This is a genomic window from Brevibacillus halotolerans, assembly GCF_026891775.1.
Lineage (GTDB): Bacteria > Bacillota > Bacilli > Brevibacillales > Brevibacillaceae > Brevibacillus_B > Brevibacillus_B halotolerans.
This window is the reverse complement of sequence record NZ_JAPTNK010000002.1, coordinates 196,842-211,774: the sequence shown is the minus strand read 5'-3', so window position 1 is coordinate 211,774 and position 14,933 is coordinate 196,842. Positions and strand designations below refer to the sequence as shown.

The 14,933-nt window shown below is 39.2% G+C and carries 16 protein-coding genes; 7 read left to right on the top strand and 9 right to left on the bottom strand.

Annotated elements, in window-relative coordinates; genetic code table 11:
- Window positions 1-90: 90 nt before the first annotated feature.
- Together O0550_RS03885 and O0550_RS03880 are read right to left on the bottom strand one after the other, a co-directional pair.
- On the bottom strand, window positions 91-789 hold the full coding sequence (locus O0550_RS03885) for a GGDEF domain-containing protein (protein ID WP_068791689.1): 699 nt from the start codon (window positions 787-789) through the stop codon (window positions 91-93).
- A 179-nt stretch (window positions 790-968) separates the two neighbouring features.
- Window positions 969-1,391, bottom strand: coding sequence for a VOC family protein (locus tag O0550_RS03880; protein WP_258425664.1), 423 nt, complete (start codon window positions 1,389-1,391; stop codon window positions 969-971).
- A 282-nt stretch (window positions 1,392-1,673) separates the two neighbouring features.
- Between O0550_RS03880 and O0550_RS03875 the strand changes: the two genes are divergently transcribed.
- Window positions 1,674-2,123, top strand: coding sequence for a MarR family winged helix-turn-helix transcriptional regulator (locus O0550_RS03875; protein WP_003336836.1), 450 nt, complete (start codon window positions 1,674-1,676; stop codon window positions 2,121-2,123).
- A gap of 165 nt (window positions 2,124-2,288) precedes the next feature.
- Here O0550_RS03875 and O0550_RS03870 read toward each other — a convergent pair whose 3' ends face one another.
- From O0550_RS03870 to O0550_RS03860, 3 genes are all read right to left on the bottom strand, one after another.
- Window positions 2,289-3,962, bottom strand: coding sequence for a diguanylate cyclase (locus O0550_RS03870; protein ID WP_258425663.1), 1,674 nt, complete (start codon window positions 3,960-3,962; stop codon window positions 2,289-2,291).
- 444 nt (window positions 3,963-4,406) lie between these two features.
- Window positions 4,407-5,018 (bottom strand): YhcN/YlaJ family sporulation lipoprotein, encoded by a 612-nt coding sequence (locus tag O0550_RS03865; RefSeq protein WP_003336833.1) that lies wholly within the window; start codon window positions 5,016-5,018, stop codon window positions 4,407-4,409.
- A 320-nt stretch (window positions 5,019-5,338) separates the two neighbouring features.
- Window positions 5,339-6,331 carry an NAD(P)-binding domain-containing protein gene (locus tag O0550_RS03860; protein ID WP_258425662.1) on the bottom strand — a complete coding sequence of 331 codons (993 nt, stop codon included), beginning with the start codon at window positions 6,329-6,331 and terminating at the stop codon, window positions 5,339-5,341.
- A gap of 809 nt (window positions 6,332-7,140) precedes the next feature.
- Here O0550_RS03860 and O0550_RS03855 point away from each other — a divergent pair.
- Both O0550_RS03855 and O0550_RS03850 read left to right on the top strand, forming a co-directional pair.
- Window positions 7,141-8,346, top strand: a complete 1,206-nt coding sequence (locus O0550_RS03855; protein WP_035318518.1) for a S8 family peptidase — start codon at window positions 7,141-7,143, stop codon at window positions 8,344-8,346.
- Window positions 8,347-8,649: 303 nt separating this feature from the next.
- Window positions 8,650-8,892: a hypothetical protein gene (locus O0550_RS03850; protein ID WP_258425661.1), complete on the top strand. Its 243-nt coding sequence runs from the start codon at window positions 8,650-8,652 to the stop codon at window positions 8,890-8,892.
- An 18-nt stretch (window positions 8,893-8,910) separates the two neighbouring features.
- Here the strand turns inward: O0550_RS03850 and O0550_RS03845 are convergent, their stop codons facing one another.
- A complete protein-coding gene (locus O0550_RS03845; protein ID WP_258425660.1) occupies window positions 8,911-9,567 on the bottom strand; it encodes a hypothetical protein in 657 nt (218 codons plus the stop codon).
- A 416-nt stretch (window positions 9,568-9,983) separates the two neighbouring features.
- Here O0550_RS03845 and O0550_RS03840 point away from each other — a divergent pair, with 416 nt between their 5' ends.
- The 4 genes from O0550_RS03840 (at window position 9,984) to O0550_RS03825 (ending at window position 12,793) form a co-directional block, all read left to right on the top strand.
- Complete coding sequence (locus O0550_RS03840) at window positions 9,984-10,610, top strand: stage II sporulation protein M (protein ID WP_003336822.1); 627 nt, start codon at window positions 9,984-9,986, stop codon at window positions 10,608-10,610.
- A gap of 73 nt (window positions 10,611-10,683) precedes the next feature.
- Window positions 10,684-11,070 (top strand): DUF2500 domain-containing protein, encoded by a 387-nt coding sequence (locus tag O0550_RS03835; RefSeq protein WP_050816493.1) that lies wholly within the window; start codon window positions 10,684-10,686, stop codon window positions 11,068-11,070.
- A 296-nt stretch (window positions 11,071-11,366) separates the two neighbouring features.
- The gene (locus O0550_RS03830) at window positions 11,367-12,008 is read left to right on the top strand and encodes a GTP pyrophosphokinase (RefSeq protein WP_003336820.1); all 642 of its coding nucleotides are present in this window, start codon (window positions 11,367-11,369) and stop codon (window positions 12,006-12,008) included.
- A gap of 167 nt (window positions 12,009-12,175) precedes the next feature.
- On the top strand, window positions 12,176-12,793 hold the full coding sequence (locus tag O0550_RS03825; RefSeq protein WP_003341503.1) for an ImmA/IrrE family metallo-endopeptidase: 618 nt from the start codon (window positions 12,176-12,178) through the stop codon (window positions 12,791-12,793).
- Window positions 12,794-13,173: 380 nt separating this feature from the next.
- On the opposite strand, the gene O0550_RS03820 is transcribed toward O0550_RS03825, so the two are convergent.
- The 3 genes from O0550_RS03820 to O0550_RS03810 form a co-directional block, all read right to left on the bottom strand.
- Window positions 13,174-13,695, bottom strand: a complete 522-nt coding sequence (locus O0550_RS03820) for a hypothetical protein (protein WP_258425659.1) — start codon at window positions 13,693-13,695, stop codon at window positions 13,174-13,176.
- Between the two features lie 334 nt (window positions 13,696-14,029).
- A complete protein-coding gene (locus tag O0550_RS03815; protein WP_003341509.1) occupies window positions 14,030-14,311 on the bottom strand; it encodes a hypothetical protein in 282 nt (93 codons plus the stop codon).
- Between the two features lie 267 nt (window positions 14,312-14,578).
- Window positions 14,579-14,929, bottom strand: coding sequence for a YolD-like family protein (locus O0550_RS03810; protein WP_258425658.1), 351 nt, complete (start codon window positions 14,927-14,929; stop codon window positions 14,579-14,581).
- Window positions 14,930-14,933: the final 4 nt, after the last annotated feature.

Sequence of the window (14,933 nt, the reverse complement as noted above, 5' to 3'; positions counted from 1 at the left end):
TTTCGTCATCAAAAAAACCAGGGGGTATCCTGGCTTCATCTTAGCTCTTTTCTATTGTGTACGTTGTTACATGCATTCATGTATATGTGTTTAATGAAGTGGAATGTGGTTGGTGTCACGATGCCAAAATTTTATCTCCCCGCCTACTGGACCACTATATAAGCAATCACGTTGTTTTTTAGCTTGGTACATAATTTGGTCTGCATAGGCAGTAAGCTCCGTAGCTGTAGCAGCATGATCGGGATAGGAAGCTACCCCTATACTAACTGTCACTTCGCCTACTTCCTGTCTAATTTTGTTCTGTAAACGCAGACCTACATCCACTCCTTCCTCTAGGCAGGTATGCGGAAGTAGCACCACAAATTCCTCTCCTCCCCACCGTCCAACTAGATCATTTTCCCTGACATTTTCACGTAAAAATCCCGCAAAGCGCTTCAAGAGCCTATCACCTTCCAAGTGACCATGCTCATCGTTGTATTTTTTAAAATGATCCAGATCAATAACCAGTAATGTGACTGAATATTCGTGGATTTTTGCTTTTTGAATTTCCCTGTCCATCATTTTAAAAAACTGTCGATTAACCAGAACCTCTGTTAGTGAATCATGATGAGCCTGTTTTTTATAGTCCTCAAGCTTTTTTCCATAATAAAAGCCGCATGCACCTTGGAGAACTGCTAAAAAAAATGGAACATAGACAGATTGAAAAGAGACCTGAGAAACGGCGCCAAGCCACCACCATAAGCAACCGAGCAGAAATCCGATACCTGCTCCTCTATATCGATATCTCAATTTGATACCTCCCTCAAGCCGGACGCTGTTTCATAAAAATCAGAAGTAAATCTTAAGTACCATATTCTCTAGTTCATTTTACCCACTGATTCTGCTCATTTCAAGCTGTAACATTTCCAAATTGCACCTAGAAAAAGGATGCATCTATGTTTTTTTCCAAATTATAGGCAAGAGATGATTTAGGTCCAATTACTCATCCTTTGATGCAATGTACTGGTATGTAGTTCTAGCATAATCTTATCGGGATCATGAAAATATACGCTTTTGCCCCCTCCACGAAAAATGGGGCCTTTTACTAGCATGATTTCCCTCTTACGTAGCAGATCCACTGCTATGTCAAAATTCTCCTCGTTTATATAGAAGGCACAATGATGAAGGTGCTGTTGCTCAAGTTTAATCGGAAATATTTCCGGCCTCTCCAATAGGCATATCCAAGCACTTCCCCATTCCAAGTATGCATCTGTTCTCCCTTGATGAACCATTTTCATTTGCAATTTCTCACAATAGAAACGTAAAGATTGTTCCAGATTTGAGACCTGTAGAGTGACATGACTAAAGCCTATAACTCCTATATTTCCAGATGAAATTGCCTGTTCATTCATGTTTTTACTCGCTCCTTATCATCATTTCTTTTCCAATGATACCCCTATCCAAATGGAAAATCCCTAGCACGAGTCTAATAAACCCCTTCTACACCTATAATTTTTGCCACAAACATTTTCCTTACCAAAAGAAATATGCTGTTAAAACATACTATCCTCCCGCTTTTTCTTTTCTGTTTCCTTAGACATTACACGAAAGCATCGTGTGTCTTGCTTTGACGAAGCTTTCTATCTGTGGTTATATAAAAGGAAAACGCTTTTTGAATGGAAAGGACCCTGTTTATGAACCCTAGCTCGTACTTAGCTGATGTATGTAATAGTTTAGGTCATAATCTTCATCGAATTGGTCAGCTTACCCGTGAGGAAACGAATAAGGTATTAAAGCCTTACGATCTCACCCCTGAACAGTGGCAAATGCTTGCTGTCTTATATAAAACAAATGGTGTTACCCCAACAGAACTAGGGGAGATTACCTTACGTGACAAAACGACTATCTCTCGAATTTTGCCTGGATTATTTAAAAAGGGATTTATTTATAAGGAAGCACATCCTCAAGATTCCCGTAGTTATGTGGTTAAGCTAGTAGATCAGTATCAAAGTATGGTAGAAGAATCATTAATGAAAATCCGAGAGCATTATCAAACTAGTTTTTTTGCCCCTCTATCAAAAGATGAGCAACAGCAATTATTACAGTTGTTAGTTAAATTACGCAAAGGTGTAGGCGACTTGTAAGCATTCGGTTTCATGCCGCTTATTGTCGATTATAGGCATTATTTCCACGGAAATGATGCCTGTATTTTTTATGAAGCTTTTTATGACGCTTTTTATGACAGAAAAAAGAGTAAGATCGCTTGATCGTAAGCCTCTTACTCTGTTGATACACATATAGGTTTGTCATTACTCGGCATACAACAGCCTCTTTACACGCAATTCCAATTCAAGCATTGAAAACGGTTTTGACATATAATCGTCTGCTCCTAACGACAATCCTTGAATGATATCTTTTTGATTATTTCTTGCTAAAAGCATAATGATTCTCATCTTACGTAATGCTTGATCTTGTCGAACTATCTGTAATAAGGAAAATCCATCCAGTTCGGGCATAATTCCACCTAAAATACAAAGCTGTGGTCGCCTTTTCCTCATAGCTTCCAGCGCCTCTTTCCCATCTGTGGCTTCTACGATATCCACTTCTAAATGTGCAAGCTTTGTTCTTAGGATTGAGCGAATCATTGGATCATCATCAGCTATAAGTAAGCATTTTTTCTTTTTTGCTTCCGGCTCATTTCGAGGCTTGTCCCGTTCCAGCTTAGCTCTAACAATTTGGTTACGCCCTTGGCGCTTCGCCTTGTACATAGCCCGATCAGCTAGCTCCAGCCATTTGTGCTGCGGCATTATATGGTCCCAATCAGCAACTCCTGCCGAGAACGTAATATGAAAATCTCGCCCATCTATTTGTAATACAGGAGATTGCTGTAGCTGATCTCGGATTCTCTCTAAAACCATTGTAGCCTGCTCAGCAGACGTCCCAGGGAAGGCAATTACAAATTCCTCTCCTCCATAACGCGCTAATATATCTGTTTCACGTAAGCTTTGTTGTATTTTATGTCCCACCCCTTGTAATACTAAATCACCAATATGATGTCCATAACTATCATTAATTTTTTTAAAATAATCGATATCAAGAAAAGCTATAGAAATGGGCTCCTGTTTCCTGCGGGTTTGAGCCAGTTCTACCTGCAACTGGTGATCAAAAGAACGTCGATTGTTCACTCCTGTTAATGGGTCACGAAAAGCCATATGCTCATAGTACTGAGTTCTCGTAAGCAGACGGTAGATACAGGCCTCCAGTTCCTCAAAATGGAAGGGTTTGGTTACATAATGATCCGCTCCCATCCGATAACACCTAATCTTATCCTTCCTATCCTTCTTTCCAGATAATACGACAAGTGGAATCCACTTTAAGACGAGATCATTTCTTACATATTCAAAAATCTCATACCCAGACTGAGTTTGCATCGTTAGGTCGAGCATGATTAAATCAAAGGTTCGTTCCCATAATAAACGCTTCGCCTCTTCCGCACTATTAGCCTCTTCCACAAGATATCCCTCTTGAGAAAGGCGTTTGAGTAAATAGGCTCGCGAAACATCATCGTCATCAATTAAAAGCAATCGATATGCTTTTTTATTTACTAGCCGATCCTCCTGCATTTGTTTCTCTTCCTGTACCGTTTCCATGTGACTCAAGCTCAGTTCCATTTTTAATTGACTAATTAGCATATGAACTTTCTGAAGCTGTTGAGGAGCCCGTCTTTTTTCATAATCCGTTTGTGTCCATTCCAATTCCTTTAGTAATAAATCAGCTACGTTGCCAATTGCCGCTAAACCATAGATAGAGACATTCTCCTTCCAAGTCTGAGCAATGTGGTAAATGGCTTGAGCTGACTGCCGATTTTGTTCATAAACATATTGCTCCAGATACTGCTCCATACGTTTTAGTTGATTTGTTAATCCTCTCAAAAATAACTTACGTGCCTCATATAACTGTTTTTGATTTTTATTTATACTCATGGCAACATGTCACATCCACTTCCATCCGCTCCCCCATCAGTTCAAAGCAACGATCATATATAAAAGCTGGTAACCGATTGTAGGAAGTAGAGAGCGGTACCATACTTAAAGTGCTGCTTGCTTCTAATAGGGATTTGTCTTCATTGGTTTTATATGTTTGGTATTGGCTATTACATATATGACGATAAAATTGTTATTTTTGTTACCTGTAATACATATCCAATCGTACATGTAATCCCTATTTGAGCAACCTAATCATTCTGTAGCAACCCCTGCCCTAGACTTGATCACGAGTTAATCATTCTCGCTACACTCCCTTGCGTAGAACTGCTACATTTTTGTACCGTTATTTATCTCATTTTGCGAAGTGTAATATGATTATGTATATTTATTTGAAAATAAAAAGGCGGCAGGTACTTTAAAGTACCTGCATACCTATAATCTCTAGTAAGCACCAAAGCCCTCTGTATATGCACCTACATCATTAATTAAACGTCTGAATTCACTGTCGTCCACATACTCACCTGCCAACAATCTGTCATGGACAGATAGAATTCGTTTATACATTTTATAATCAGGCGTAATAAAGACGAGACGTGCCTTATCCTGACGAATTAATGTGTCTCGTATGCCCCGAATAATCCGATTATCGTGTCCATCAACATTTAATTTTAAGCTTAGCTTTGGTCGTAGTTCACTCGTTGGATCACGTTGAATCGGTTTTCGTTCATATTTTCCGTTAGGAGTTCCATCTGTGATTACACCGATCAACATGGTATCTCCATAAATAATCGCTTTTGCATCGAGTACGCCAGGCACCTTCTTAGCCCGTTCCTCCACGGCGGTTAACTGATAGCTATTTGTATTTTTTCCTTGGTACATCATTTTCACTGGTCCAGGTTCTACAAATTCATGGTTATTGCGACGATCACTTTTGTAATCCTGAATGCCAATTTGCGTATTCGTGCCACCTGGAGAACGGGTAGCACACCCCACTAGAGATAGACTCAGTACCATTGCTAAGCTCCATATCATAGCCGTATATATTTGCTTCATGCTAACACCCCCAGTAGTTATAGCATGCTTGTTTTAAAGGGGTTTTACTCGATTAGCCGTAATGGTAAAAGTTCTTAAGAAACAGAAGGTAACATAACAAATAGACCTCCCTGACTTATGCCACCAACGGAGGTCTATCTTCGTTTCCTTTTGCAAAACAATGTCATTTTACAAATAAATAGCTCATGGGGAAATTTCGTTTGCATAATACGTACTCTTGGGTCTAGCAGAAATATCTCGGGCCTGATTTATTTAGCCCTGTTCCGACTGCCACGGACTCTCTTTTAGCGAAAAAAATAGCTGTTTAATACACATCTTGTCTACACAAGCTCAATTTCTTGACCTATCCCCGCTTGTCTCGCCTTTTTATAGATTGCCCAAGCCACTCCTACATCCATTACAGCTAGACCTACTGATTTAAATAATGTTACCTCATTCGTAGTTTCTCTTCCTGGCTTTTGACCGTCCGCAATCTCCCCTAGCTCAGCGTACACCTGTTGGCTGGAAAAACCCCCCTCCTGTATAGGAAGTAGCAAATCTCCCGACTCTGCTAAAGCCGCTTCCTTCCCCTCTACAATCACTTTATCGGCCTTTGTAAGTACATCTGTAGGAATCTCCTGCATATGAGGCTGAAATGATCCTATCGCATTGATGTGAACTCCCGCAGATATTGCGTCTGCTGAAAAAACGGGGTTTGTTGCATTGGTTGCTGTAATTACAATATCTGCCCCCATAACAGCTTGATTTGCCTCTGGTACGACGTGTATCAGCAAATCTCTCCCTTGTTGGGATTGCTGTAGCTCTATTTTAAGTTGCTCCGCCTTTTGTTGCGTGCGATTATATAGCCGGATCTCCTTAAGTGGTCGAACCGCTAGCATTGCTAAGATTAATCCTTGCGCTTGTGCCCCTGTACCAATCACTCCAAGAATGCTGGCATCCTGACGAGCCAAATGCTGGGTAGCTAAACCAGATACTGCGCCCGTACGTATGATCGTCAAATAAGACGCATCTAATAACAGAAGGGGTTCCCCCGTCTGCATATCACACAGAATCATGAGCCCTGTAATACTAGACTTCCCCTTTGTCTTATTATCTGGAAAAAAGGAAACATATTTCATGCCAAGGCTCTCCATAGCTGGAACAAGAGCTGGCATAAACAAAGCTGTACCGTTGCCTTGTTTTACAGGTACAGACAATCGAATGGGACTAACTGTTCTTTTGTTCGAAAATTCAATCAAAGAATGCGACACGGCTTCAATAGCTTCTTTCATACTAAGCAACTGTTTCACTTCCTGTTGCCTTACAATCAGCATTTTATCCTCTCCTTGATGTGATTTGTCATACATCTATTCCCTTCTGCTCTTTTTTACTTTTTGTGCAAATGCATTCTTTTCCTGCTAATTCAATACGATTTATTTCTGTTCAGTTGAAGCGTTCCCGATTTATAACCCTGTAAAATTAAGTCCTTATTAACACTTCCCCCTCCTTTTAGCTTGCAACACAGTGTGAGGTTTGTGGGTAGTTGTTCAGATTGTTCACATTCCGTCGTTTTTTGCTTCCTGCTCTTTTACTCGTTTTTCAGTTTATTAGCTGTAAAATTCCTCACTTCACCACAAAACCTCTTTCCTCTCCTATACAAATGAAGGAATCTATACAAGCTTTAGCCTCCATTACAGGCAAATTAGTCAAGGAGACTGAAATAAAATAATAACTTAATTTTCCCTAAACTTACAAATAATGTTTTTAGCAACCTCGATACAACTATTTGATCTGATATTTTTTGATAATTCCATAAATTTATCCCGAAAAATTTAGTCTTTTTTTCTCCATTTCTCTAACATGTTACGAAAATGTTTCTAGAATTCCAGATTACTTTTATATATAGATTCTCCTGATTTATTCTTTATTTATCTAATTTTTATATATTATCTCCGATTTTTTTACAAAAACCAATTGATTCCTACAAAAAATAATGACAAAAATTGTTATTTTAAAATTAACATTCTGACATAAAATGATAAATTTAGACATTTTTTGTCGATAAGTTATATATTGTGTTTTTTCGTAATTTTCGTATAATTTAGACAGTAACAAAATATTTTATAAGGAGATGTTGTTAAAAATGAAAAAATCACTAAAAGTCCTTTCTCTTTGCACCGCGTTAGCCACTCTCTTGCCTATCAATGTTTTCGCTTCGATGACTGAAAAAGTTGAGCATCATGTACAATCCGCTGATGCTCCCGCAAAAGGTGAATTTAAAGATGACGAAATATTGGTTAAATTCAAACAATCTTTAGCGCCTATTGACACAGAACAAATTCATTCTACCCTAGGTGGTGAAGAAGTAGAAGAGTTGGGTAACGGAACTTCAGAATGGCAATTAGTAAAAGTTCCAGATGGACAAGCTGAGGAATTCAAACAAAAATATTTATCGGATCCCAATGTAGAATCTGTTGAGTACAACATGCTGTATCATGTAGATTACACACCAAACGATCCTCTGATCAGCAGCCAATGGCACCACAAAAAAATCAATTCATATGAGGCATGGGATGTTATTAAAGGGTCCACAAAGAAAATAGCTATTTTAGACACAGGTGTTCAATTAGACCATCCTGATCTAAAGGATAGCCTGTTGCCTGGAACGAGCTTTGTCCCTGGTGTAACCTCTCCCAATGATGACCATGGCCATGGTACGCATTGCGCAGGTCTAGCTGCAGCTATCGGTGACAATGGTATTGGGGTAAGCGGAGTTGACGGTTCAGCTAAAATTATCCCGGTAAAAGTTCTAAATGCTCAAGGTTCAGGCTACACCTCTGACATCATCAAGGGAGTAACTTGGGCTGCTGATAATGGCGCTGACATTATCTCTATGTCACTTGGAGGCGGTGCTTTCCAACAATCCTTCCAAGATGCTATTAACTATGCTTGGGGCAAAAACAAAATCATCGTAGCTGCCGCAGGTAACAACGGATCTTCCTCTCTTACCTATCCTGCTGCCTACAACAACGTACTTGCTGTAGCTGCTACTGATTCTAACGATGGACTAGCTTATTTCTCCAACTATGGAAAATGGGTTGACATTGCTGCTCCTGGTGTATCAGTATACTCCACTTACAAAAACAGTGGCTACACCAATATGTCTGGTACGTCCATGGCTACTCCAGTTGCTGTATCTGTTCTAGCATTAACTTGGGGTAAACAACCGAATGCTACAAACCAACAAATCGTCGATCGTGTATTATCTACAGCCGATCAAACATCTGCTACAGGCACTAGCTACCAAAATGGTCGCGTAAATGCATACAAAGCAGTTAACGGATTTTAAGTCCAACATAACAAGATCGGTTGATACAAATTGAGCCTTTGCCTTTGAACAACCAGTTACTTCAAAGACTTAGCTAGAGGGAGCGAATCAACAGCATGACAATGAGCAATCAAGCTGAATGTACATTCTAAAAACAGCCCTATGACTGGATGGCATTACTCCACTCCAAGACAGGGCTGTTTTCATTATGGCTAAGTTTACATACATCGTATTGCTTCTAAGCGCCCCCATGATTATGATCTTTTTTCTATTGATGTACAGGGGAAGAATAAGCGGCAAATTACACACGCTAAAGAATATCAGATGTCAGACCTGTCAATATCATCGGATGGACAGAAGCTATTCTTCACCAAATTTACCAATACTTCTGATAATCGCGACTTTAGCCAAGATAAGCTCTCGTTATTTGCTACCGATTTACAGGGAAAAACGCTGGCTAGCTATCTACCAGTCAATGAGGTACTCGGAACTCCTGAAATGTATGATGTTCATATTTCACCAGATAATAAGCAAATCACCACTTTACATAAGCATACTTTTTCATAAACATATTTAGCCTTCCTTCTATAGTTTCCGTTCATGCCCCTCTGCCTGCACCATAATTTCTGGACTTGTAATGCTACCGCTCACTCTTCTTTCCGATTCGTCGGTTTGATTTGTTTGGGCCAGACGAATCTGAAACGGCATTTCAAAAATCTCTTCTGCACGTGGTTGAATTACATACTCGGCTCGCAAGGGTTCTGGCTCAGTAGTGTTATCATCGAATAGATGAAAGGGCATATCTATGGAAAAATGGACTTCTTGCCCACCGTAATTTTTAATACGAAATTGACAGCTTCCTTTCATTAGCCCATCTGTGTCACTTTGATAGTGGCAGAAGCTTCTTTTTTTCTCATAATCAAGGGCATAGACACCATTGGCAATAAAAGATTGAAACCCGCTTAAAAGAAGATACGTTGCAACTGGCACGGCAATCCATAGTGTCACAATTGTTTTACCTGCTCCGTATTCTTTCAGGAAAAGGACAAGCACAGAGATAAATAATAAGAGAAGGAATATACCATCTACGTGGAATGACTCTATTCTGGTAGGAATGCCTATCTGCTGTAAAAGTCGGTATAATATCGTGGTATTATGTGGAAAGGAGGCTTTCAGAAGGAGCAACAAAGCTAAACTAATCCAAGCCGCCCAGCGTAGTTTTTGATGTTTTTTAGGGATCAAAGAAACACTCCTTTCTCTTGGCTCAGACTGTCGGCTTACAATTGGGACGTTATCAGCGCACATTCTAGATGGGGAAGGCTTCGTTTTCTTTATTTTACCATTGTTTTCCCGATTGCAACATCAACTTCTGCTTTCTTTTTCATTGAAAAGAATTTTTAGTTCATGCTGTTTTGTACCACAAGGAATTCATGCTCAACATGTTCTTAAATTTACTTGGATGGTAATATAAATAATATGGTTATAGGTCTTTAGTAAAGGAAAGCAAGTGTAAGCACCCCTGAATCATTTCAAGCTTTAAAGAACTGAGGTGAATACCAAACCGCATTACATGCGTATTATTGTTGCAATCATGATTTTTAGGTGTACATAACTAAGTAGACAAACCATTATTTTTAACTGATAAGGAGAGAAATGCTATGCTTCGTGATTTGTATGCCCAAGAATGGGAACATTTCCGCAAAGATTACAAGAAAGGTTTTTGGATTGTTACATTCGTGGCTTTAGTCACCGCTGTTGTTTTTTATATGCTCATTGTAAAAAATCCGCAAACGGTTAAAGAGCTGTTGACTACACTTACTCAAGCCTTTGAGGCAAAAGGGATCAAGTCGGGCGGAACACCCACCAATTTTTTCTGGTCCATTTTTAAAAATAATACGCAAGCGACCCTTCTGTCCGTGGTAATCGGAATCATTCCGCTAATTGTTTTACCTGCCTTTTCAGGTATTATCACCATTAGCACGATTAGTATTTTACTTGCTTCTGTTGCGATTCAGAACCAGCCTTGGATAGATATCTTAGTTTACGGAATCCTCCCTCATGGCATTATTGAGATGATTGCTATTTTCTTAAGTGGAAGTGTTGGCATTTTTCTTAGTCTTACTGTGTTTCGCCGCCTATTTTCGCGCAATCGACATCAGTATTCTGTTAAAAATGCGATCCTCCAGTCACTTAAAACCTATATTTTGGTTATTTTACCGCTTGTCTTGCTCGCAGCACTTATTGAAGGCTATGTGACACCCATTCTGATTCACAAGGTGGTATAAACTGTAAACCGCTGCTACTTATGCTATAATACAAGTGAATATTCCCTATTTTTGTAATTAGGAGGATTCCACTTTGTTTTTTTCTAATCCACTTGAGCTTGGTTCACCCATGTTTGATTTTACGTTCTCTTTTATGGCTAACGTGATTCCTGTGATTGTAATTGGTTGCTTTATTTTTGTGATTGGTCGTGCTCTATTTACCTGGACAACTAATAATCATTCTCCCGTCGAAAATAAACAAGCTCACATTGTTTCAAAGCGGGTTCAAGTGTCTGGCGGTTCTGGAAATCATGCTTCCCACACTTCATATTATGTAACCTTTGAATTAGTGAGTGGTGAACGCAAAGAATTTCAATTGTCTGGATCTCAATACGGACTGCTAGCTGAGGGAGACCATGGTATCGTTTCTTATCAAGGAACACGTTTTAAAGGCTTTCAGCGTCAAACTACTTCGGCTTAATACTCCATTTTACATTGATCATACATGAAGCTGTTATTGTTTCTTGGTAAAAATATTGGTTAAATGGTCTAGACTGTTGATTGCAAAAAGACGAGCGCCTGTTTGTTTGAAATGATGTCATATTTCCCTGATCTGACGTTGCTGTTTCAATCAGCAACGTCCTTTTTCGCCGCTTACACATTTCTCCCACAACCATCAGGTACAATCATCACGTACAATAAATGAATTTTGCTCACCGTGCCTATGAATTGGATTTAGGCTTGCATACAAGTCACAGAAATACAAGGAGCGTACCTATGCTAGAAAATATGGATGTCTGGAAAAACATGGCCTTTCATTATCAATTTGCTTTACGCGAGTTGGAAACGAAGATCATGATCGTGAATACAGAATGGAAGCTGCAAGATGGATATTCCCCTATTGAACATATTAAAACGCGTTTAAAAGAACCGGCTAGTATCATGAAAAAGCTAGAGCGTAAACGTTTGCCAAAGACTTTAGAAAGCGTGCGAGACAAGCTGTTTGATGTAGCTGGTGTTCGAATCGTTTGTGCCTTTGTTGAAGACATTTATCGCATTGCGGATCATTTTAAACAGCGAGAGGATTTGCGCCTTGTTGAGATTAAGGATTACATAGCCTCTCCAAAGCCAAATGGCTATCAAAGCCTGCATCTCATCGTTCAGGTCCCTCTCGTTCTAAATGAAGGAACACAATGGGTAAATGCAGAAATTCAACTACGGACCTTAGCTATGGATTTCTGGGCGAGCCTTGAGCATATTTTGTACTATAAGTACGACAAGCAGGTGCCGCCTTATGTCTTACATGAATTGACTGAGGCCGCTGAGGCAGCAAATAGCTTGGATCAAAAAATGCTGCGATTGCGTAAAGAAATCTTAAATGGGAAAGAATTTAAAGTAGTTGCCGGAGCTAAGGCATAGCTGTTCTCCCCGTACAAAAGAAAAAGGATAATTGGACGCGTCCCGTACGCTTGCAATTATCCTTTTTTTTCTTATATACGACCATCATATAAAATTAAGCAGATATTCCTTAGAACACGAACAAATATTCCTGTTTTTAGGGTATAATTTAGAGGGAGGAGGTTTTCATGAATCTCGAATTATATCAAATGACACCCTTAGAGGAATGGATTACAGCTAGGTATCAACGACATGGATTTCTAGCTCCTGAGGAATTACACCTGGAAGAGATTGCAGAGTTATTTGGAGGAGAAATTGCTTTTACAAGATTACCATCCCACGTAAGATGGTGCGAGAATAGTGGAGACTTTCTGATTTTTTTACAGCAGCATCTCTCAGAGGTAGATCGACGAGCCGAATTTTTTCATGAATTATGTCACCCGTTGCGCCATTCTGGCAATCAGTTGTCATTGCCACCTGCTTTACGCGACTTACAGGAAATGCAAGCCGGACACTTTCAGTTGTATGCAGCTATGCCTTTTTATTTGCTTCAAACCTTACCCATGCCTAAATACGAACGGGATTGGTTACACCAGCTAGCTCTAGCTTTTCGGGTCCCCATCTCATTGGCTTCCCGCCGCTGGGAGCAGATCAAGCGCCGAATCTGGCTAGCACAGGAACAAGAATGGAGTATGATGGTATATCAGCAAAAACAAAGGTCAGCTCTGAAGAGACCTTCTCTTACTCCCGAAACGAAGCGCCTGCTTAGTCAATTGCAAAAACAGCTGTCGAGGGAGTGGGATTAGCTTCTTACATGTTTTCTCCAAGAACCTTGATTCACGGAAGAAATGTGGAAATGAAAGTTTAAGCTTTATTCCTGATAGTTATCTAGAAATTTTTATTGCCAACCATTTATTTACTTTATGTACGAATGAAAATATGACTATTTTACTCAGCAAGGACTTTTTACTTTATTGCATTTTACATATTTTAAAAACCTTTACTTATTTTCAACTTATATTTTTAGTACAAATAAGCTTCATTTCCCTGAGCTATAACTTCCCATTGCCAGCAACAGTAGCGTGGTTTTCTTATTGATTTGGATGCTTTATCTTCATCATTACTCAGATTTGTTGGGATGCGGTATACTTACTCTACTTAAGTGACCGCTTCCTCCTCGTTTTGTTCATCTAACTGCCTGTTCAGCTGCAATATCTAAAAATACCGTACTATATACTTCTTTTATATTTTTATCCGTTTTTTTATCATCTTTCAATCCGTAGCCTTTGATTTTGATGACCTCCTTATTTGTTCCTTTTAAAATTCCCATGATATACATTCCATCTTTTATTTTCGGTGCACTTTCATAGGTCATATCGTCTTCGGTAAAAGGAAGGTATGAGCTTGCGCTATCTACAAAATAAATGGAATATTTCCCAGTTTTATAGATTGGCTTATAAGGCTTTTTGGAAGCTTCTTGTAACATATCAGGCATAATAAACAAAGCGTCTAACGTTATATTCTGTTCCTTTATTAATCTATCCAATGTTAGTTCTATAAATTGGACATTCTCTTCGTTAACCGATGGCTTAGATCCTACAACCCCAATATTTAGCATGTTTTTACTTTCTTCCACCGTTTGATTTCCTTGACATCCAGATAAAACAAATAACAATAGGGGCAACACCAAACAAAATATTTTTTTCAACCAGTATTCCTCCTTTAAAGGATTTTAGAAACTCAACTTCAATCTTTACCACTCTTATTCCTGCCAAAATAATTAATTTTTACATTTCTTCCAATTTATCTAACTATATTTTAGATTCAATTCCTTTTTTATAATTAACGGGTTAATCATAATTCAATCACTCTATGACCCAAATGATTGACTTTTGAAATAAGAACTATGGAAGGAAGAAAGAAAGAAAGTAAATAAAAAGCTCTCTTTCCCAATGAAAGAGAGCCATGTAGCAGTTGCATTCGTGTGTAATTGGTTTCATTTTAATAAGTTTAGTTTATGATTATTTTCTTTTTCGTTTGACCTATGATCCGCTAGCGACATCTACTTGCTTTTTAACAATATGGTGGCCAATATCTAAGCCTTTTGCTAGCAATTCTTCTTCTGTCAAAACCGTCAGCTGTTGATTCTTTGAAGGCATCGGCATCAATCCACCTAGTGGACTGAGCATGCGGCAGTTGGTATCAGTCTCGATCACGACGTACAAGCCCTTCTTTTCCATCTGTTCAATCAGATTCGCCCAACGCTTCGCATCCATTACTTCCGCGTGCTTGGTTAAAACCATGCCCATCTCTTGTGCTAACATTTATAATCCCCTTTTGTGCTCACGTGTTTTCGTAAAAATCTCACGTTACATACAATACAGCCAAAACGCTTTCCAACGCAAAATGCATTTTCACGCAAAATTCCAGCGAAAAATCCATAAATTCAATTAGAAACGTAAAATAGATCGTTCAATCTTGGCCAATCATGATTTTTTGCGTTACTACTCATTTTCTCTCTATTTCCATGATATTTACTTAGGTTTATTTTATTTTTTTCCTCAAATTATTTTCCAGACCCCTACAAACTTTTACCAGCTATCCTCCACTTCAGCCGCCAGAATCGTCTGGCAGCTAATCCAGGACACCCCGTGCTTTGTCTGCAACTTAAGTCGTTGTGACACAGGATCAACATGCAGAGCATGCCCGATCATGCATTGCTCCCCCGTATCATCGTAATAGCGCAATGTCAGCAAACGCTTTTGTTGTAAGCCTTGAAATAATGTGACGCTAATGCTGGCACGCTCCTCTTCATCTAGATCAGGCGGACAGTATCTCTCTTGCTCTGCTTTCATTCGCAGATATAGCTCCCGATGCTCTGGCAAAATAAATCGGCTAGTCGCAAAAAGATTTTCCTTCTTGGAAACAGGCTTATTTTTCATGATC

Coding starts and splice junctions, on each gene's coding strand:
- O0550_RS03830 (WP_003336820.1), top strand. CDS start 11,367: ATGCTAGAAAATATGGATGTCTGGAAAAACATGGCCTTTCATTATCAA.
- O0550_RS03875 (WP_003336836.1), top strand. CDS start 1,674: ATGAACCCTAGCTCGTACTTAGCTGATGTATGTAATAGTTTAGGTCAT.
- O0550_RS03850 (WP_258425661.1), top strand. CDS start 8,650: ATGTCAGACCTGTCAATATCATCGGATGGACAGAAGCTATTCTTCACC.
- O0550_RS03860 (WP_258425662.1), bottom strand. CDS start 6,331: ATGCTGATTGTAAGGCAACAGGAAGTGAAACAGTTGCTTAGTATGAAA.
- O0550_RS03880 (WP_258425664.1), bottom strand. CDS start 1,391: ATGAATGAACAGGCAATTTCATCTGGAAATATAGGAGTTATAGGCTTT.
- O0550_RS03870 (WP_258425663.1), bottom strand. CDS start 3,962: ATGAGTATAAATAAAAATCAAAAACAGTTATATGAGGCACGTAAGTTA.
- O0550_RS03855 (WP_035318518.1), top strand. CDS start 7,141: ATGAAAAAATCACTAAAAGTCCTTTCTCTTTGCACCGCGTTAGCCACT.
- O0550_RS03815 (WP_003341509.1), bottom strand. CDS start 14,311: ATGTTAGCACAAGAGATGGGCATGGTTTTAACCAAGCACGCGGAAGTA.
- O0550_RS03840 (WP_003336822.1), top strand. CDS start 9,984: ATGCTTCGTGATTTGTATGCCCAAGAATGGGAACATTTCCGCAAAGAT.
- O0550_RS03810 (WP_258425658.1), bottom strand. CDS start 14,929: ATGAAAAATAAGCCTGTTTCCAAGAAGGAAAATCTTTTTGCGACTAGC.
- O0550_RS03865 (WP_003336833.1), bottom strand. CDS start 5,018: ATGAAGCAAATATATACGGCTATGATATGGAGCTTAGCAATGGTACTG.
- O0550_RS03825 (WP_003341503.1), top strand. CDS start 12,176: ATGAATCTCGAATTATATCAAATGACACCCTTAGAGGAATGGATTACA.